Origin of the sequence: Corynebacterium sp. ACRQJ (assembly GCF_022346045.1) — a bacterium.
Classification (GTDB): Bacteria; Actinomycetota; Actinomycetes; order Mycobacteriales; family Mycobacteriaceae; genus Corynebacterium; species Corynebacterium evansiae.
Genome location: NZ_JAKRMT010000021.1, coordinates 1 through 19,538 on the forward strand (window position 1 = coordinate 1; position 19,538 = coordinate 19,538).

General features: G+C 61.9%; 15 protein-coding genes and 1 other RNA gene. 9 read left to right on the forward strand and 7 right to left on the reverse strand.

Annotation, left to right across the window (positions count from 1 at the left end; genetic code table 11):
- The first annotated feature begins 787 nt into the window (after nt 1–787).
- Both MHX52_RS09260 and MHX52_RS09265 read left to right on the forward strand, forming a co-directional pair.
- Nucleotides 788–1,582 carry a hypothetical protein gene (locus tag MHX52_RS09260; RefSeq protein ID WP_370642247.1) on the forward strand — a complete coding sequence of 265 codons (795 nt, stop codon included), beginning with the start codon at nt 788–790 and terminating at the stop codon, nt 1,580–1,582.
- 145 nt (nt 1,583–1,727) lie between these two features.
- Nucleotides 1,728–2,486: a neuraminidase gene (locus MHX52_RS09265; protein ID WP_239317874.1), complete on the forward strand. Its 759-nt coding sequence runs from the start codon at nt 1,728–1,730 to the stop codon at nt 2,484–2,486.
- A gap of 444 nt (nt 2,487–2,930) precedes the next feature.
- Here MHX52_RS09265 and MHX52_RS09270 read toward each other — a convergent pair whose 3' ends face one another.
- Both MHX52_RS09270 and pgi read right to left on the reverse strand, forming a co-directional pair.
- A complete protein-coding gene (locus MHX52_RS09270) occupies nt 2,931–3,179 on the reverse strand; it encodes a hypothetical protein (RefSeq protein ID WP_239317876.1) in 249 nt (82 codons plus the stop codon).
- A 111-nt stretch (nt 3,180–3,290) separates the two neighbouring features.
- Nucleotides 3,291–4,988 (reverse strand): glucose-6-phosphate isomerase, encoded by a 1,698-nt coding sequence (pgi, locus tag MHX52_RS09275; RefSeq protein WP_239317877.1) that lies wholly within the window; start codon nt 4,986–4,988, stop codon nt 3,291–3,293.
- 115 nt (nt 4,989–5,103) lie between these two features.
- Between pgi and MHX52_RS09280 the strand changes: the two genes are divergently transcribed.
- Nucleotides 5,104–6,627: an NAD-dependent succinate-semialdehyde dehydrogenase gene (locus MHX52_RS09280; RefSeq protein ID WP_239317879.1), complete on the forward strand. Its 1,524-nt coding sequence runs from the start codon at nt 5,104–5,106 to the stop codon at nt 6,625–6,627.
- A 19-nt stretch (nt 6,628–6,646) separates the two neighbouring features.
- On the opposite strand, the gene MHX52_RS09285 is transcribed toward MHX52_RS09280, so the two are convergent.
- Nucleotides 6,647–7,513: an inositol monophosphatase family protein gene (locus MHX52_RS09285; protein ID WP_239317882.1), complete on the reverse strand. Its 867-nt coding sequence runs from the start codon at nt 7,511–7,513 to the stop codon at nt 6,647–6,649.
- Nucleotides 7,514–7,607: 94 nt separating this feature from the next.
- Nucleotides 7,608–8,477 (reverse strand): inositol monophosphatase family protein, encoded by an 870-nt coding sequence (locus tag MHX52_RS09290; RefSeq protein WP_239317885.1) that lies wholly within the window; start codon nt 8,475–8,477, stop codon nt 7,608–7,610.
- 30 nt (nt 8,478–8,507) lie between these two features.
- Between MHX52_RS09290 and prfB the strand changes: the two genes are divergently transcribed.
- The gene (gene prfB / locus MHX52_RS09295) at nt 8,508–9,641 is read left to right on the forward strand and encodes a peptide chain release factor 2 (protein ID WP_035005044.1); all 1,134 of its coding nucleotides are present in this window, start codon (nt 8,508–8,510) and stop codon (nt 9,639–9,641) included.
- Between the two features lie 71 nt (nt 9,642–9,712).
- On the opposite strand, the gene MHX52_RS09300 is transcribed toward prfB, so the two are convergent.
- Complete coding sequence (locus MHX52_RS09300) at nt 9,713–13,189, reverse strand: bifunctional proline dehydrogenase/L-glutamate gamma-semialdehyde dehydrogenase (RefSeq protein WP_239317887.1); 3,477 nt, start codon at nt 13,187–13,189, stop codon at nt 9,713–9,715.
- Between the two features lie 171 nt (nt 13,190–13,360).
- Nucleotides 13,361–14,983 (reverse strand): AbgT family transporter, encoded by a 1,623-nt coding sequence (locus tag MHX52_RS09305; RefSeq protein ID WP_192816661.1) that lies wholly within the window; start codon nt 14,981–14,983, stop codon nt 13,361–13,363.
- A gap of 175 nt (nt 14,984–15,158) precedes the next feature.
- On the opposite strand from MHX52_RS09305, the gene ftsE reads away from it, so the two are divergent.
- The 5 genes from ftsE (at nt 15,159) to ssrA (ending at nt 18,908) form a co-directional block, all read left to right on the forward strand.
- Complete coding sequence (gene ftsE / locus MHX52_RS09310; RefSeq protein ID WP_034964874.1) at nt 15,159–15,848, forward strand: cell division ATP-binding protein FtsE; 690 nt, start codon at nt 15,159–15,161, stop codon at nt 15,846–15,848.
- 43 nt (nt 15,849–15,891) lie between these two features.
- Nucleotides 15,892–16,794, forward strand: a complete 903-nt coding sequence (ftsX, locus tag MHX52_RS09315; RefSeq protein WP_239317889.1) for a permease-like cell division protein FtsX — start codon at nt 15,892–15,894, stop codon at nt 16,792–16,794.
- Between the two features lie 85 nt (nt 16,795–16,879).
- Nucleotides 16,880–17,434, forward strand: coding sequence for an SsrA-binding protein SmpB (gene smpB / locus MHX52_RS09320; RefSeq protein ID WP_035005039.1), 555 nt, complete (start codon nt 16,880–16,882; stop codon nt 17,432–17,434).
- 64 nt (nt 17,435–17,498) lie between these two features.
- Nucleotides 17,499–18,458: a hypothetical protein gene (locus MHX52_RS09325; protein ID WP_035005037.1), complete on the forward strand. Its 960-nt coding sequence runs from the start codon at nt 17,499–17,501 to the stop codon at nt 18,456–18,458.
- Nucleotides 18,459–18,525: 67 nt separating this feature from the next.
- Nucleotides 18,526–18,908, forward strand: a transfer-messenger RNA (tmRNA) gene (gene ssrA, locus MHX52_RS09330).
- 49 nt (nt 18,909–18,957) lie between these two features.
- Here ssrA and MHX52_RS09335 read toward each other — a convergent pair.
- A complete protein-coding gene (locus tag MHX52_RS09335) occupies nt 18,958–19,416 on the reverse strand; it encodes a hypothetical protein (protein ID WP_239317891.1) in 459 nt (152 codons plus the stop codon).
- Nucleotides 19,417–19,538: the final 122 nt, after the last annotated feature.

Consider the following 19,538-nt stretch of genomic DNA (forward strand, 5'->3'; position numbering starts at 1 on the left):
CGGTCAGAGAGTGTGGCTGGGGAGCTCAGGGCGGGAGAGAGCAGGGTAAGTGGGGACGGGATCGTAGGAGAGCTCACTGCGCAGCTCGCTAGTGAGCCTGCTGGCGATTTGATTACCACCCCGCTTGGATACCCCCGCAAGGGGGTAGTTTTCAATCTTGATGAGTGAGAAACTGCAGGTCAATAGAGTTCACCTAAAGTTCACGTGAGCTGGTTCCGCGCATTTGAGAAATGGGCGACTTTCTACAAATTTTGCCAACAAAAGGGGTGATGATTCTTATTTTTTAAGGATGGGGGTGTTTGGGTGGAGTAATCGTTGAGGCTTCTAGGGTTTTTCGGTGGTCGGGGCAAGGGTTACCTAAGTAGGTCCCTTACAGTGATGTGATGGGAGGTGAACTCCGTTTCGATGGATCTTGTGGGGTGCTCTAAGGGTTACCTAAGGCTTATTTGGTGAACTGCGGATAAATGGTTGGTGAACTCTGGATTGAATCCGGTGCATGGCAGCGCAAGATTGTCGAACAATTCCCGGCTTCCAGGGTTTAGAGTTAGATCTCGTCACTCAGAGCCTGGGTGCACCGCGGCCCTCGCAATTCGCCGCACAGCACCCGGGGGAGGGCACCCCTTAGACCGGATTCAAACCCAAAGTCACCTGGCCGAAATCTCGCAGAACTTTTTGGCTGGCGGCGCACATTCTCGCAGCATCACCATTGCGCCCCCGCCCGTGCGACACGGAGAACATCCAGCTCGCGCACCTTTTCGGCCAGTGGCGTGCAAGAGGAGCACAAAACATGAAGAACCTGTGGAAGAACGGCGCAAGCGCAGCTGCTGCCGCCGTCATCGTCGCGGCAGCCGTCGCATCTCCCGCATCCGCTATCACCAAGGAAGAGCACTACCCGGAGACCCCGAAGCTCAACCCGACTCTGCCGATCGTCAACACCACTCACGGCAGCGATCACATCAAGGCCAACATCCTGAACCCGCACCCGGTATGCAACTCTGGTGAGGACTACCGCACCGTCGTCTACAAGGTCGACGACAAGTTCACTCCGGCTGGCACCATCTCTGCCACCAACCAGTCCAAGAACACCATCCCGCTGACGCAGGAGCTGTCCAAGACTCAGACCATCTCCATCAGCATCAAGGGTGACCGCACGGAGACCACCAGCGTCAACCTGGGTGGCGAAGGCTCCGCTAAGGACGCCAAGGGCAGCGTTGGTATCGCCTATGAGCTGGCGAAGACCATCGGCGCTGAGGCTTCCTACTCCCTGAGCTGGAATGTTGGCCAGACCGTTGGGCCGTACGACGTCCCGGCAGGCCACACCGGAGAGGCCACCTACGGCTTCCGCACCATCAACATGACCGGCACCCAGCAGTTCTGCAAGGCCAACGGCACCTGGTCCACCCCGACCCCGTGGTCCGCGCTGACCCCGATCAAGAACCAGGTCAATGTGAAGCTGTACGGCAACCCGGCTGATTCCGCCGTCCCGGCCAAGCCGGAAGACGCCGAGAAGCCTGCCGAGAAGCCGGATGAGAAGCCAGCTGACGAAGCAAAGCCGGCTGAGAAGCCCGCCGACGAGGCTTAAACCAACTTCGCTGATCCCCGCCCGCAGGCTCGAAGCTCCTCAAAACTCTCTCGCAATGCGTCTCGCAGCGCATCCCTCAACGAGTCTCGCGATGCTTGTCGCAATGCTTCGACCTGCACCTATACAAAGTAAGGAATCCCCTCACATGAAGAAGAACGCAGCTTCCCTGACCCTCGCTGCCGCTATCGGCGTGACCACCGCTTTCGCGGGCGCTGGCAACGCTTTCGCTGAAGATGCTGTCGACCCTGGCTTCAACCAGGACGTTGCCGTCGCTGAGAACGCGGACACCGCTGACGCTTCCGCTGCCGACGCTGACGAGGCTCCGGCTGACGAGGCTGAACAGCCGTCCGCTGACGAGGCTGAGAAGCCCGCCAAGGACGACGAGGCGGAGAAGCCCGCCAAGGACGAGGCTGAGCAGTCCGGCGAGAAGTACGACCTGAAGCCGGAGATCCGCGTCGCTGCTGGCAAGGCTGCTGGTTTCGCAGGCCTGGTCTCCATCTCCGCCAAGAACGTTGGCTCCGAGACCTACTACCAGGACTTCCCGGCTACCTCCTTCCGTATCGACGTGCACACCGAGAAGGGACCGAAGGGTGTTGACCGCCTGATCACCCCGGGCTGGTTCAACGGTGCATACACCCGTGACCTGGGCTTCGACAAGGAAAAGTCCGTTCGCAGCTTCGAGGTCACCCTGTCCAACCCGATCAACCCGGGTGATTCCCAGCTGCTGGCGAACCTGAACTTCGGCGACGGCAAGACCAAGCTGGGTCGCCTGGAGAACTACATCACCGTCACTCAGACCGGTCGTCTGGAAGAGGACAAGTCCACCTCTAACGACCAGAACGTCGACTCCCGTGAGGTAACCACCACCGACGTTATGCACAAGCCGACCAAGGGCCTGTTCTAGTCCGATCTCCGAACGGATCTCCGATCTGGACGGCTAGCTCCGTTTAAACGCACTAAGGCTCCCCGCGCTAGCGGGGAGCCTTAGTTTCGTTATCTAGAACCCGCTGTGCACAGTGGGTTTTGCCCGATGGCTAGACTGCTAAAGTCTTGCGAATCTTCACGAGGAGTATTCCTGTCTGGAGAATTCGTTCAGCCAAAGACAAAATGTCGGAAATGTTGCATTTCTTTTTTATCGACGCCACCTGTTCCACCTCTAAAGCCTCCTGACCAGCCCTTATGTGTAGGTGGAAATAGTTTGCAAGAACGTTTGGCAAGTTTTCCGACATTTGCCTTACGGAAGTGCAACGTTTCCGACATTCTAGGGTCGGACGAGCCGGGGCCGGGGCAGGCCGGACGAGCCGGGGCAGGGGCGGGCCGGACGAGCCGGGGATAGAGGCAGTCTGGCCTAACCGAGGCCGGGGTTCAGGCGAACCCAAATCCCGTATAGCAGAACGGCTGGAAGAACTATGGGAGAAGCTAGAAAGACGGGTGCCATCCTCAGGGAGCCTGTAATGGGGTTGTACGGTTCGGGATTGGCAGCCTGCGCTACCTGCGCAGTCTGCGGTGTGGTTGCCTCAGCCTGGGCCGGCGCAGCTACGCCCGCGGAGATCGATGTCGCTGCGATGCCTACTGCCAGGGTTTTGCGAATCTTCATGGGGAGTATTCCTTTCTGGAGAATTCGTGCAGTCAAAACCAGCCATGGGGAAGCAAGTTTCGTAAGTGATATCGATCACCGGAGCCCCAGCGTTAGCTTCCGGCGTAAGCGCTAACCCCGGTGCTGACGGTAGTAGGCGATGAGGTCGTCGGTGGAGGAGTCGCCGGCGTCACTACGCTCCTTACCAGTAACCGCAGGCAACAGCGCGTTTGCCTGCTTCTTACCGAGCTCCACACCCCACTGGTCAAAGCTGTTGATGCCCCAGATCACGCCCTGCACGAAAACAATGTGCTCGTACAGTGCGATCAGCGCACCTAGCGTCTTCGGGGTCAGCTTGTTGGCCAGGATGGTGGTGGTTGGGCGGTTGCCGGGCATCACCTTGTGCGGGATCAACTCGGGGGCCACGCCCTCCTCCTGCAGCTCCTCAGCGTTCTTGCCGAAGGCCAGCACGCGGGTCTGGGCGAAGAAATTGGACATCAACATGTCGTGCATGCTGGTGGTTCCGTCTGCAGCGACCGCATCGTCGTGCGGATTGACGAAGCCGATGAAGTCAGCCGGCACCAGGTGCGTGCCCTGGTGGAGCAGCTGGAAGAAAGCGTGCTGGCCGTTCGTGCCGGGCTCGCCCCAGTAGATCTCGCCGGATGGAACCTCCACCGGGCTGCCGTCCAGCTGCACGGACTTGCCATTGGATTCCATCGTCAGCTGCTGCAGGTAGGCGGCGAAGCGCGCCATGTCCTCGGAATACGGCAGCACCGCGTGCGACTGTGCCCCCAGGAAGTCGGTGTACCACACGCCCAGCATGCCCATCAGCACCGGAATGTTCATCTCCAGCGGCTCGGTGCGGAAGTGGTCGTCTACCTCGTGGAAGCCCTCCAGGAAGCGCATGAAGTCCTGCGGCCCAATGGCGGCCATCAGGGACAGGCCAATGGCGGAGTCCACGGAGTAGCGGCCGCCCACCCAGTCCCAGAACTCGAACATGTTCTTCGTGTCGATGCCGAAGTCCTGCACCTTCTCCGCGGCGGTGGAGACGGCCACGAAGTGCTTGGCGGTGATGTCGCGGATCGCGTCGTCTCCCTCGACGTCCACGCCCTCATCGGCGAGGTTGCGCAGTAGCCAGCGGCGCGCGGCGTGGGCGTTGGCCAGAGTCTCCGAGGTGGTGAAGGTCTTGGAGGCGATGACGAACAGCGTGGACTCGGCATCCAGCCCGTCGAGGGTGCCGGCCACGTCCGCCGGGTCGATGTTGGAGATGAAGTGCGGCGTAATGCCGGCCGTCATGTAGGGGCGCAGCGCCTGTGCGGCCATAGCCGGGCCCAGGTCGGAGCCTCCGATGCCGATGTTCACTACGTGCTTGATGGTGTGCCCGGTCACGCCCTGCCAGGAGCCGGAGCGGAGCGCCTTGGCGAAGTCGCGCATGCGGCCCAGCACTGCGTGTACATCGGCGGCCACATCCTGCGTTTCATCTGCCCCGACTGGGATGCTGAACTCCCGGTCGACCGGGATGCGCAGCGCGGTGTGCAGCACGGCACGGTCCTCGGTGGTGTTGATGTGCTCGCCGTCGAACATGGCGCTGCGGTAGTCCTCCAGGCCGCGGGCTCGGGCCAGATCCAGCAGCAGGCGCAGTCCGCGCTCGTCGATGAGGTTCTTCGACAGGTCTACGTGCAGCGGGCCTACGTTGTAGGTCATGTCGCTGGAGCGTCCCGGCTGTTCGGTGAAGAGCTCTCGCAGTTGAGTGCCGCGGGTTGCGTCGGCGTATTCGGTGAGCTTCTTCCATTCCCGTGTCTTATGTGCGGTTTCGCGTTGTTGTGGCATAGGCACAGCTGGGCTCCTTTCGTCGCTGCAATTATCACTTTCCACGGTAGTGGAAAAGGTGCAGGCGCGTGGCGGTCTGCAAGCCTGCCTTCGAAAGGCGCGTATATGTGGGTGTATGACTTCACTCAACATTCCTTCTGAATTCAGCACCACTCTTCAGGCCGCGGGGCTTTCCTTCGAGGTGCCCACGGGGTTGTTCTTAGGTGGGGCCTGGCGCTCTGGGTCTGCAGGTGAAACTATTTCGGTTATTGACGCCGCCACGGGGAAGCCTTTCGCGGATGTCGCCGCGGCAACAGAGGATGATGCGCGGGAGGCCATGGATAAGGCCGTGGAGGTTCAGGCGGACTGGGCCGAATCCACCCCGCGGGAGCGTTCCGAGCTTCTGCGTCGGCTGTTCGATCTGGTGCACGAGCACGCGGATCAGCTGGCGGCCCTGCAGTCCCTGGAGCTGGGGCGCGCGCTGCCGGATTCCAAGGGCGAGGTGACCTACGCCGCCGAGTACCTGCGCTGGTTCAGCGAGCGGGCGGCGGCTATCGCTGGCGAGTATCGCGTGGCTCCGGCGGGTAATGGACGCATCGTGACTACGCACCGTCCGGTGGGGGCGGTGCTGGCGATCACCCCGTGGAATTTCCCGCTGGCGATGGTGACCCGCAAGCTGGCTCCGGCGCTGGCGGCGGGCTGCACTGTGATTGCTAAGCCGGCGCAGCTAACCCCGCTGACGATGCTCTACTTCGCGGAGCTGGGGCGCATTGCGGGCATTCCGGATGGTGTGTTCCAGGTGCTGCCGACGTCTTCGGCGCGCCGCGTATCCGCCCTGTTGGACGACGATCGCCTGCGCAAGCTGACTTTCACAGGTTCCACGGAGGTCGGCCAGGCGCTGGCCGCCACCGCGGCGCAGAAGACGATCCGCACGTCGCTGGAGCTCGGCGGTAACGCGCCTTTCGTTGTGTTGGAGCACGCGGACGTGGACAAGGCCGTGGAGCAGGCTATTGCGGCGAAGATGCGTGGCGCGGGTCAGGTTTGTGTGGCCGCTAACCGCTTCATTGTTCACGAGTCCCTGGCTGACAAGTTCGAGGCTGGGCTGGTGCAGAAGATGAGCGAGTTCGTGATGGGGCCGGGCACCGACCCGAAGACGACGATGGGGCCGCTGGTCAGCCAGGAGCAGCGCGATGGAGTGCGTGACATGGTAGCCAAGGCCGTCGAGGAGGGGGCGCACGTTGCCCTCGGCGGTAATGAGGCCTTGGAGAAACTGGGGGAGACGCACCCCGACCTGGATCCGAATGGTTTCTGGTACCCCGCCACGGTGCTTACGGGCGTGACGCCACAGTTTGAGATCGCTAACCAGGAGATCTTCGGTCCCGTCGCGGCCGTGCAGCGCGTCTCCAGCGATGAGGAAGCCTTGAAGGTCGCTAACGATACCGTCTTCGGCCTGGCTGGCTATGTGATGGGCGAGGATATGAAGAAGACCCTGCGCTTCGCCGAGCGCATGGAGGCCGGAATGGTCGGCGTGAACCGTGGCGCGCTATCGGATGCGTCTGCTCCGTTCGGCGGAGTGAAGCAGTCCGGCCTGGGGCGCGAGGGTGGTTTCGAGGGCATCGAGGAGTACCTCGACACCGTGTATCTGGCGCTCGACGTCTAGGGTTAGGCTCGGTTAGCGCCTATTCGAGGGCGCTGAGCGTGGCCTCGTGCAGTAGGCCGTTGGTAGCTACGGCGGACCCGCCGTGCGGGCCGTCCTGGCCGTCCAGAGAGGTGAAGCGCCCGCCGGCCTCAGTGATGATCGGCGTCAGCGCCGCCAGATCCCAGAGGCTTACTTCTGGCTCGGCGGCGATGTCCACCGCGCCCTCGGCGACCAGCATGTAGGACCAGAAGTCGCCGTATCCGCGCAGGCGCCACGCGGAATCCGTCAGGTTGATCAGCTGCTCGCGCTTGCCGCAGTCCGCCCAGCCGGATAGGGAGGAAATCGCAATCGAAGAGTCCGCGACCTGCGCGACCTTCGACACCTCCAGGCGGCGGGCACCCACCGACGGCACCCCGCCGTCGGCGTTGCCAGAATTGCCAGTGCTGCCAGTGCCACCGGTGGCAGCGCTAGCCGGGGTGTTAAACAGTCGCCATGCGCCGGAGCCTTCGGCGGCCCACCAGCGGCGCCCCAGCGCAGGCGCGGAGACAACCCCCACCACGGGCTTGCCGTCCACCAGCAGGCTGATCAGCGTGGCCCACACGGGCACACCACGCACGAAGTTCTTGGTGCCGTCGATGGGGTCGATGACCCACTGACGCCCGGCAAAGGTGACGTCGCCGCCGAATTCCTCTCCCAGTAGGGCGTCCTCCGGGTGGTGTGCGGCGATGAGTTCCCGCAGTTCCTTTTCCACGGCGGTGTCTGCATCGCTTACCGGCGTGAGGTCGGGCTTCGATTCAACGCTCAGATCATTTGCCTCGAAGCGCGCCATGGTGATCGCGTCGGCCGCGTCGGCCAGCGACAGCGCCAGGGTCAGGTCATCTGCATATGGGGAAACCGAGTCCGTCATGGAACACATGATAACCCCGTGGCACATATAAAGCCACGGGAAGAATGTGACTGATGTGACTAGTGTGGCAAAGGGGGGGGGAGTAGCCTTCTCGCTAGGCTTCGCGCAGCGCCTTAACGGATTGCTCTACCGCGTCTGGCGCCCCGGCAATGAACCAGGTGGTGCCGTCTTTTTCTTCCTTCTTAGCGACGCCCCCAGCGCCCTCCACCAAAGCACGCCCAGGCAACCAGTCCCAGCTGGCTACGCTGTGCTGCATCCAGCAGCCGAGCTCGCCACCGGCCACGCACGCGAGGTCGATGGACGCAGACCCCAGCATGCGCAGCGTGGCAAACTGCGTGCTTACGGCCTTCCAGGTTTTCAGCCGGGTGGCGTCCGCAATGTCGGTGGGGTGTAGGTAGCCGCCCAGGCAGGTCAGGTCCGCGGTGGTGTTCGGCAGGCTGATCTCGGTGGCGTCACGAGTAGTAGGAATATCCGGGCCACCAAACCACGTGTAGCCCATCGCCGGGCGGTGAACGGCGCCGAACAACAGGGCGTCCGGATCATCGGGGGACCCCTCGACCAGTGCCAGGGCAGAGCACCAATAGTCCGAACCCGTAGTGAAGTTGTAGGTGCCATCTACAGGGTCGATTACCCAGGTGCGGCCGGACTTCGACTCCACGGCGGTGCCCTCCTCGCCCAGCAAGCCATCGTCGGGGCGGATGGCACGCAGTGCGTCGGCGATGAACTTCTCGGCCGCGCGATCCGCAGCGGTCACGACATCGCTGACGGACGTCTTCTGCTCCGTATCCAAGCCCGTCTGGCGCATACGCCACGCCAGGCGGCCTGCGTTATAGACCAGCGCCTGAGCCAGGTGGTGGTCGGAATCATCGACATGCGCCACGATGAACGTCTTGATGATCGCATTCAGCATGTCCTCTGGGATCGGGGAAGAAGAATCAGAACCGTTAGTAGCCATACATTCCATTGTGCATGTCGCCGGGTAGACTTGCGCATTATGCAACCGGAAGTTTCTGCAGACCTAAGCGACCTGGACGGCACCCTGACCACCATCGAGAAGGTGCTGGACCTCGACGAGCTGGGCGACCGCGCCCGCGAGCTGGAGGAAAAGTCCGCCGACCCCTCGCTGTGGGACGATCCGGACCACGCGCAGCAGGTGACTTCCGAGCTTTCCCGCGTGCAGGCGAAGCTGAAGAAGGTCACGGGGCTGCGCCAACGCCTGGATGACCTGCCGGTGCTCTACGACATGGCTGAGGAGGAAGCCGGGGACGACCCGGACGCCGCCCAGGAAGCGGTGCAGCTGGCCGATGCGGAGCGCGAGGAGCTGCGCCAGGAGATTGAATCGCTCGAGGTTACGACGATGCTGTCGGGGGAGTACGACGAGCGCGAAGCCGTGCTGAACATCCGCAGTGCCGCCGGTGGCGTGGATGCCGCCGACTGGGCAGAGATGCTGCTGCGCATGTACACCCGCTGGGCCGAAAAGGCCGGGCACAAGGTGGAGGTCTACGACATCTCCTATGCCGAGGAAGCCGGCATTAAGTCCGCGACCATCGTCATCCACGGGGAATACATGTATGGCACCCTCTCCGTGGAGCAGGGAACCCACCGCCTGGTGCGCATTTCTCCTTTCGACAACCAGGGCCGCCGCCAGACCTCGTTCGCCGAGGTGGAGGTGCTGCCAGTGGTGGAGCAGACCGACCACATCGATATTGATGAGAACGACGTGCGCGTGGACGTCTACCGCTCCTCTGGCCCCGGCGGGCAGTCGGTGAACACCACCGACTCGGCGGTGCGCCTGACCCACGTGCCCACAGGCATTGTGGTGACGTGCCAGAACGAGAAATCGCAGATTCAGAACAAGGCATCCGCCATGCGGGTGCTACAGGCGAAGTTGCTGGAGCGTAAGCGTCAAGAAGAACAGGCCGAAATGGACGCGCTAAAGGGCGACGGCTCTAACTCCTGGGGCAACCAGATGCGCAACTACGTACTGCACCCGTACCAGATGGTGAAGGATCTGCGCACGAACGTCGAGGTCAACGACCCCAGCAAGGTGCTGGATGGTGACCTCGACGGCTTCCTGGAGGCCGGCATCCGCTGGCGCATGGCGCAACAGCAGGAAGCGCAGGCCTAGCGCGCCGGGCTGCGTGCCCGGCGGTGGCTGAGCCAGGGCTGCGCGCCCGGTCAGGCTCAGCGCGCTGTGACTTACGGCGTGAGGCCGTGGATGTAGCCGAAGCGGTGCTCCGTCGTGGAGATCGCCTGCTCGAGCAGCATCGGCAGTAGCTCGCGGCGGCCATCGGGCAACACATCCTGATCCAGGATCACGGAGCCGGACTTCGCAGCGGCCTCGTAGAACTCATCCGGGGCTTCGCCCAGCGCGCGGACGCGCACGGACTGGGCGATGGCAATTTCCTCGGCAAAGTCGCGGTCGGAGGAAGTACGCATCTGCTCGCCGAGCTCGCCCCACTCGCGGGCAACCTCCGGGTTGGCGGAAATATCCAGCTCCGTGCCCGTGGCGGCGGAGGCCAGCTTCAGGCGCAGCAGGTCGCGCGGGTTGGCGCCCTCGGAAACGCGGACGCGCAGCGGCTCGAGCAACGGCTTGTAACGGAACACGTTGGACTCCACGACCAGGGCCGTCTTGTCGTGCTCCACGCCGAACTCGGTGGACATCGCGTAGGCATCCGACTCCGCGGCGCGGCGCAGCCACACGTGATCGTCCTTGGACAGGGCAGGGGAGCCCAGGCCGCGGATCTCGCGCAGCAGCTGCGTGATGTGCGTCGGCAGGGTGCCTGCGGCCAGTTCGCTCAGGTCGCCCTCGGTCCACACGCCCTGCTGGGCGACGTAGTTCGGGCCACCGGCCTTCGCACCGCTGCCCAGCGCGGAGTTCTTCCAGCCACCGAAGGACTGACGCTGCACGATAGCGCCCGTGATGCCGCGCTCCACGTAGGCGTTGCCGACCTCCACGCGCTCGCGCCAGTATGCGGTTTCTTCCACGTCGATGGTGTGGATACCGCCGGTCAGGCCGAAGCCCGTGGAGTTCTGCCACTCGATGGCCTCGTCCAGGGTCTCGGCGTGCATAATGCCCGCCACCGGGCCGAAGCACTCGTGGGTGTGGAACCAGCTGCCCGGCTTCACATTATCGCGCAGGCCAGGGGACCACAGGGTGCCCTCGTCGTTGAGCTTGCGGGGCTTGACCAGCCACTTCTCGCCCTTGTCCAGCTCGGTCAAGCCGCGCAGCAGCTTGTCGCCTGGCTCCTCGATCACACCGTTCATGAAGGTGGAAATGTCGGAGCCCGGGCCGACCTTCATGGAACGCACAGCATCGACCAGCTGGTTGATGAAGCGCTTGGACTTGCCGATCGAGCCGACCGTGATGATCAGCGAGGCGGCGGAGCACTTCTGGCCCGCGTGGCCATACGCAGACTTGAAGATGTCCGCCACCGCCAGGTCCGGATCCGCCGCCGGGGTAACGATGATCGCGTTCTTGCCGGAGGTCTCCGCGTTAATGACCATGCGCGGCTTCCAGCCACGGAACAGCTTCGCGGTCTCGGAGGCGCCGGTGAGGATCACGGACTCGACATCCGGGTGGCTCACCAGGCGCTTGCCGGCCTCGGCTTCGTCGGCGTTGACTAGCTGCACCAGATCCTCGGAGATGCCGGCCTCGCGCAGAATGCCCATGAAGACCTCCGCGATGCGCAGCACCTGCGGAGCGGGCTTGATGATCGCGCAGGAACCGGCAGCCAGCGCGGCGAAAACGCCGCCCAGCGGGATGGCGATAGGGAAGTTCCACGGCGGGGTGATCACCACGGACTTGTACGGGGTAAACACCGAGCCGCGCACGTGGTCCAGCTGGCGGGCACTCTCCGCGTAGTAGCGGGCGAAGTCGATGGCCTCGGAAACCTCGGGGTCGGTCTCGGCGACGGTCTTACCCGCCTCGAATACTGCAGCCGAGATCAGCTTCGAACGATTGTTGGCCAGCGCATCCGCCGCCTGGTCCAACAGCTCTGCACGCTCCGCGCCGGACTTCTGCGACCACTTCTCGGAAGCCCCGCGGCAACGGGCGACGGCGGCGTCAATAACCGCAGGGTCAGTTACCTCCGGGGTCTGAGCGGGGCCAGGATCGCTCGACGGATCGACGATCTGCAGCGCCCACTCGCGGTTGGCGGGCAGCGTTGGGTCGGTGTCGGGCTCGTTGACGAAGTTGCCGGGCAGGCCGTCGGACTGGCAGCCCTTCTTCTCGGCCTCTTCCTCCAGACGGTTCTGGGTGCGACGCGAACCGGCGAAGGTCTCCCAACGGTCGCGCACGGAGTTGCGGAATCGCAGCTCCTGCCCCTGCATCGGGGTCATACCGGTGACGTCGGTCTCGTCATCCTCCGGGGTGAACAGCGCGTAGAGGAAGTTCTGCTTCGCACCGTTTTCCTCCAGGCGGCGCACCAGGTAGCTGATGGCTACGTCGAAGTCTTCCTTCTTGACCACCGGGGTGTACAGAATCATGTTGCCGGCGACGTCGCGCACGGCCTCGGACTGTGCGGGGGACATGCCCTGCAGCATCTCCACGTCCAGCTGGTGCTCGACATTGCGGGCAACGGAGAGCTCGTGGGCGAGTGCCAGGTGGTACAGGTTGTGCGAAGCCACGCCGATGCGCAGGTTATCCGCGTGCTCGGGCTGCAGCACCCAATCCAGCAGGCGGATGTAGTTGGCATCCACCTCCGCCTTCGTCAGGTAGGGAGCCTGCGGCCAGTCGTGAACCTCGGAATCCACGCGCTCCATGGAAAGGTTGGCGCCCTTCACCAGGCGCACCTTGATCTTGGCACCGCCTTTGGCACGGCGCTGCGCGGCGAACTCCGCCAGCTCCTGCAGCGCGTCGAAGGTGTCGGGCAGGTAGGCCTGCAGCACGATGCCGGCCTCAAGGCTCTGGAACTCTTCCTCGTCCAGCAGCTCGGTGAACAGCTTAAGGGTCAGGTGGAGGTCCTTGTACTCCTCCATGTCCAGGTTGATGAAGGGGTGCGGGTCGCGCTTCATGGCCTGGCGGTACAGCGGGCGCAGGCGATCCTTCAGGCGTTCGATGGAGCCCTCGAAGTCCCAGTGGTTCAACTGGCTGACCACGGAGGAAGCCTTGACGGAAACGTAGTCCACCCGCGGGTTCTTCAGCAGGTCGAGGGTGTTATCCAGGCGTCGCTGTGCCTCGGCCTCGCCGAGCACGGCCTCGCCCAGCAGGTTCAGGTTCAGCTGGAAGCCCTTGTCGCGGTAGTCGTCCAGCATGCGATCCAGCGCCTTGGATTCCGCATCCAGCACCAGGTGGCCGACGGTGGCGCGCAGGTAGGAGCGCGCGATCGGCATGACGATGTTCGGCAGCAGTGGCGCTGCGATGGAACCGGCGGTAACCAGGATGGAATCGACCAGGCTCATGAACCCCGGCACTGGCTCGGTGCGCTTAAACGGGTTGGCGATCTTGGCAAACTCCTTGGCCGAAACGTGGTTGTCCTCGGGGCGGGCCACGCGGTCGACGAAGGCGAAGGTGAACTCCACGCCGTCGGGATCGTGCACCATGTCTGCCAACTGCTTCGTGGAAGCGGAAGTCTCTTCGACCTCCAGCCACTGCTCGGCGCGGTGAATGGCCTTGGTGACCACCGCTTCGACATCGGAGCTATTGGGTAAAGGAGTATTAGCCTGGCTGTTCAACGCCGACCTCAATTCTTAGATCGTTGGCCAAGGCGCAATGTGGAACCCTGGCCAAGCGGTGTGCAGGGGTACATTTTCCACACTAACGATAAGGCTTGGGCAGGGCTACCACGGGGGCTGAACCTGTGCTGTGCGCCAGCGCAGTGCAGAGCCAGCGCTGGGGCTAGGGAGCTACGGCGCCGGGTAGTCCATCGGCGTGCCAGGGCCGAGCGGCAGGCCGACCATCCACCAGAGGGCGAAGAACAGGAACCAGCCCACCAGCATGGCGACGGCGTACGGCAACGTCAGCGACATCAGCGTTCCGATGCCTGCCTTCTTGTAGTAGCGCTGCAGGAAGGTCAGGGCCAGGGCGAAGTACGGGCTCATCGGGGTGATGATGTTCGACGGCGAGTCGCCGATACGGAACAGCATCTGGGTGACCTCGGGGGAGAAGCCGACGTACATGAACATCGGCACGACGATCGGTGCCATCAGCGCCCATTGGGCGGAACCAGAAGTAATGAAGAGGTTCACCAGTGCCACCAGGATCACGAAGGCGCCGAAGAGCAGCAGCGGCGGCAGGTCGGCCTTCTGCAGCAGCTCCGAGCCCTTAATGGCGGTCCAGGAACCCAGGTTGGAAGCCGTGAACCAGGCGAGGAACTGCGATACGGCGAAGAACAGCACCATCATCGGCAGCAGGGTCTTCAGGCCGCGCGCCATGAACTCCGGAACGTCGCTGGCCTTCGTGATGGACTTGATGCCCAGGCCGTAGACCAGGCCGAGGATCAGGAAGGATGCGCCGATAGGCACGGCCACTGCGGTGATCAGCGGGCTGGACATCACTTCGCCGCCTTCGCCCTGTAGCGGCGACCCCGGAACGAACAGCAGCGCGAAGTAGATGGCCGTCATGATGACGGCGACGATGGCGGTGTTCTGCAGTGCACGCCATTCATCGGTATCGAGTTTCAGAGCAGCGGTGATCTTTTCCTGCGGTACGTCTCCGGCGAGCTCGTCATCGCCGTCGCGGCCGGTGTTGAAGGTGACCTCCGAGTAGTCGATCTCGTCGTGGTCGACAAGGTCCAGGGCGCGCTTTTTCATGTACAGCTCCGTCACCGCCGTGATGATCAGCGCCAACACGATCGCGCTGGCAGCTACGAAGAAGTAGTTGGCCAGCGGGGAGACGAAGTATTCGTCGTCCACGATGTGAGCTGCCGAGGTGGAAATGCCACCCAGCAGCACATCGGTGATGTTCAGCACCAGTGAGGAGTTGAACCCGGCGGAGGAGGCGGCGAAGGCCACCATCGCGCCGACGATCGGGGAGCGCCCCACTGCGCGGAAGGCCACTGCACCCAGCGGAATGAGGATCACGTACACGGCGTCCGAGGCCACGGAGCCCGTCACGCCCGCAAGCGCCACGACGAATGTCAGAGTTTTCGGCCCGACCCTAGAGACGGTTGCGCGTACCACCGCGCTAATCAGACCGGAATGCTCTGCCACGGCCACGCCCAGCATGACCGTAATAATCAGACCCAGCGGTGGGAAGGTTACGTAGTTGTCCACCACGCCTGAAAGGATCTCCTTGAGCCCCTCGGAGCTCAGCAGGTTGACGATCTCTACCGGCTCGCCGGTTTCCGGGTCTGTGGCGCTGAGGCCCATCTTGTTGAAGATGTAGCTGGAGACGAGCACCAGCCCGCCGAGTATGACGAATAGCCAAAACGGGTCGGGGAGTTTGTTGCCAACTTTCTCGATGAATCCGAGGAAGCCCCCGGGCTGATTGCTTTTTGTAGTTTCTTTTTTAGTCTTCGTGTCGCTCATGGGCTTTTCTCTTCTTGACGCCTAACTCTTCAACTGGGTTGGGTTGCGACTTTACATTCTGGGGTGCATCGAAACAGCAGAAGTCCAGAATCAACCAAGCCACATGAAGCTACAGAAGTAACAACAGTCACTCTGGACTATCTTTGCCCCACTAGTTTCGCTACACTGTGTGCTCGTGATCACCTTCGAGAATGTAACCAAGAGCTATCTGTCTTCCGGGCGGCCGGCCCTGGACAACATCACCCTGGACATCGAAAAGGGCGAGTTCGTCTTCCTTATCGGCCCCTCCGGCTCCGGTAAGTCCACGTTTCTGCAGCTCATCTTGCGCGAGGAAAAGCTGGATTCCGGAGATCTGCACGTCGCCGGCTACCACGTGAACAAGATCAAGGGGCGGGATGTGCCGAAGCTGCGCCAGCGCATCGGCTATGTCTTCCAGGACTTCCGCCTGCTGCCGAAGAAGACTGTCTTCGACAACGTTGCCTTCGCCCTCGAGGTCATTGGCAAGAAGCGCGCAGAAATTCAGCACTTGGTGCCTGCCGCGTTGAAGACCGTTGGCCTCGACGGAAAGGAAAACCGCTTCCCGCACGAGCTGTCAGGTGGCGAACAGCAGCGCGTGGCGATCGCGCGGGCGTCAGTAAATAAGCCTTTGGTCCTGCTGGCGGACGAGCCGACAGGCAACCTGGACCCCGATACTTCATCAGAGATCATGATGCTGCTCAACCGCATTAACCAGAACGGTACGACCGTGGTGATGTCCACCCACGACGATGTGGCGGTGGACTCCATGCGTAAGCGCGTGATCGAGCTGTCGAAGGGCAAGCTCGTGCGCGATGACGAGCTCGGTATGTACGGCGTGGGCCACTAATACGGAACTGTACGGATCAGTAGGGAACAGTAGGGAAACATTAATGAAGACCAACTTTGTGTTCCGCGAGGCGTTTTCGGGTCTGCGCCGCAACATGACGATGACGATCGCGATGATCATCACCACCTCCATCGCGCTGGCGCTGCTGGCCACCGGCTTTTTGCTGAGTGCGATGACGGAGCGGACGAAGGATATCTACTTCGACCGTATCGAGGTGATGGTGCAGCTCGACGACGAGATTTCGAGCTCCGACCCAACGTGTGCCTCCCCGGAGTGCTCCGAGATTAAGCAGCAGTTGGAGGGCGACGAGGCGGTGAAGTCCGTGACCTTCCGTAACAAGGAGCAGTCCTACGAGCGATTCGTGGAGCTTTTCGGCGAGTCCGACCCGCAGCTAGTAGAGCAGACAGAGAAGGACGCGCTGCCCGCCGCCTTCCACGTGCGCCTGGCCGATCCCGAGAACTCCGGTCCCATCGACGCGCTGCGGGACAACCCGGCGGTGACGAACATCGTGGACCAGGGCGACAACCTGGAGGCTGCGATGCGCAACCTGGACTCCATCCGCAACGCCTCCTTTATCGTGGCCGCGGTCCAGGCCATCGCCGCGATCTTCCTGATCATGAACATGGTGCAGATCACCGCGTACTCGCGCCGCAGTGAGATCAGCATTATGCGTATGGTCGGCGCTTCGCGCTGGTACACCCAGGCTCCGTTCGTCCTGGAGGCCATGATGGCCGCCCTGATCGGTGCAGTGCTGGCGGTAGGCGGCATGTTCGCCGCGAAGATTCTGGTGGTCGACCGCGCCCTGAAGGCCGTGTACGACCAGCAGCTGGTGGCGCGCGTGACGAACAGCGACCTGTGGTTGGCTGCGCCGTTTGTGGTGCTGGTCGGTGTGGTCGTCGCGGCTATCACCGCGCAGGTTACCTTGCGCTGGTACGTGAAGAACTAGCGCTGCGCTTGCGCTAGGCCAGCGCTGCAATAGCGCTTTAAAGCATTTTCGCTCGGGGAGCGCCCGGTGGTAGTGTGTGGCTGTCATGGCAGCAAAAAAGAGCACTCCCACCGATTCGGGGAAATCGAAGGGGAAGAAGAATAAGGCCCAGAAGGGCGCAGGTCAGAAGGGGACTGGCCAGATCGTCGTTGCCACCAACCGCAAGGCGCGCCACGATTACCACATCATCGATACCTACGAGTGCGGTGTGGTGCTGGTGGGTACGGAAGTTAAATCTTTGCGGGAGGGCAAGGCTTCTCTCGTTGACGCCTACGCCACCATTGATGAAGGCGAGGTCTGGCTGCGCGGACTTCATATCCCGGAGTACTCCATGGGGCACTGGACGAACCACAGCCCCCGCCGTACCCGCAAGCTGCTGTTGCACCGCCGGGAGATCGACTCGCTTATGGGCAAGGTACGCGACGGAAACAACACTTTGGTTCCGCTGCAGCTGTACTTCGTTGCCGGCAAGTTGAAGGTCGAGCTGGCGCTGGCGCGCGGTAAGCAGGAATACGACAAGCGCCAGGACATCAAACGCCGTACAGAAGAGCGTGAGATCACGCGCGAGATGGGTCGGCGAATCAAGGGGATCCAGGGCTAGGGTGCGGTAACACATAGGGGACCTCTATTGAACGGGGGGTTTGTGCTTTGATACTTTCGGGCGTGTGAAAAATGACGACGTCGAGCATTGGTCCCTTAAGCATCCCGAGTTCGGGCTGCTTGAGCTCTTTATCGGCGAGCCGGATGCACTGCGGAGAATCGACCCGGACTTCCCCGCGTCCGATAAGAAAACCGACGCGGAAAACAGCGCCGAGCCGGAGGCGGAAGAGGTAACTGAAGCTGCCGCGGGGGACGAGGGGGCGTCCACAAAAGAAGACAGCGAGAAGCTCCACAAGAAGCTGACGGAGAAACTAGACGACCTTGATAAGAACCGTCAGCTGCTCGTGCGTCGCGACGGGGTAACTATCGCGAGGTACAAGAGCCTCGAGAATCAAAAGATTGACCTGGGCAAAAGCGAGGCGACGGTTAAGGCTGGGAAGTACGGCGGTGAGATGACGCTCAGCGCGCCGTACCTGGGGTGGACGTCGAACTTCCTTGATAGCTGGATGATCGAGGTCAAGGTGAAGGACGACGAAGGGGTGGTGGTCTTCGACCCGCCTGAAGGTTCGCGGGCGGCGAAGCGCTGGGAGGCGATGGAGGAGTCGCCGTTCAAACGTTGGTTCTACCCGCTGATTACCGGCCTGGGGAAGGGCGGTTGGGCGCTGGCTGTGATCGTGCTGGGGCCGTTGGTTTCCAAGCTGATTGCATGGCTGCTGAGCTTCCTGCCGGACTGGGAAATCAACATTCCGTGGCCAGAGATCAACTTGCCGTCGATCCCTTGGCCGGACATTAACTTGCCTTCCATTCCATGGCCGGACATCAACCTTCCCTCGATTCCTTGGCCGGACTGGCACATGCCCGAATGGATGGAGCCGATTCTGCGCGTAATGGCTTTTATGGCGGATTACAGCAAGGTATGGGTGCCAGTGGTGATCGGCATTGCGGTCGGCCTGATGGCGGTGAAGAACAACAAGAAGTCCAAGGAGCGCAAGGCGAAGTGGCAAGACGAGCAGACGGATTCTTGAATCAGCGCCACACGCGGGTGTAAGGTTAGATTTCCTGTTGTACAAGCGTTTCCGCAGCAGGAATCACGGGGTTGATTTGGTTTCGACTTTGTGCATTGAGCCAGGGGAAGCGTGCCGGTGAAGGCAGACGACCACCGATTTTAAGCGTCGCTGCGAATTTATAAGCGCCGAGAATACTCAGCGCGACTACGCCCTCGCTGCCTAATTACAGCGACCGCGTGTCTGTCAGCCCGGGGATGTCCCTGACCCGGTAGCTGGCATCGACTTAAGGGACTTGCTGCACGGCTTTGTTGCTTGGGCCGTGTGGGACACCTTTCGAGCAACTGGGCCCATCATCCAGGCTGGTTCGTGAGCGCTGGAGGGTCGAGCAGAGGTCACGTGCGAACTGCGCACGGAGAAGCCCTGGCGAGGTCGCAAAGGACCCGGGTTCAATTCCCGGCAACTCCACCAAAAGCAGTACCCCAGCTCAGGAATGAGCCGGGGGTTTTGCTGTGTTCAATTAACGAGTTGGAATTGGAATGCCATCCGCTTTCAGATATTTAGGGAGAAAGCCATAATGTGCCTCCCAAACATGGTGCTGGTTTAGTTTAGTGTGCAGGGGGTTACCAGTTGCGACCCTTCGATCTAGGGCAACCGCGTATCGTTCAGCGGCTAGCTTAGAAGTGAACGCCCCCACTAGTTCTGGATCAAAATCGTCTGCTCTTCTTTCTTCCTCCTGGGCAGGTCCAGATCGGAAAACCAGAAAGATTACGTCGGACGGAAGTTTTCTGAGTAGGGTCTTATACCAGTCTTTAATGGTTACTTCTTCAATCCAGCAGCTGTACATTTTTGATTCTACATATTCGGCCATTGCGTCTGCTTGTTTTCGATTACGTGCAACACCGACGAAGTCTTCTTGAAGAGTTTCCTTTTGGTGAGAGAAGAGTGCGAACGCGCTCGGGTAGGCAGCTTTAAGCATGGGGTCTCCTCAGGCTCTACAGGCAGCGCGAATTGCATGAGTATTGATAGCGGAATTATAGATTCCATCGTTGGAGGGGGTGGCTGAATCAAGGAGAGGGGTGGGGGCTGATCGGTTAGACT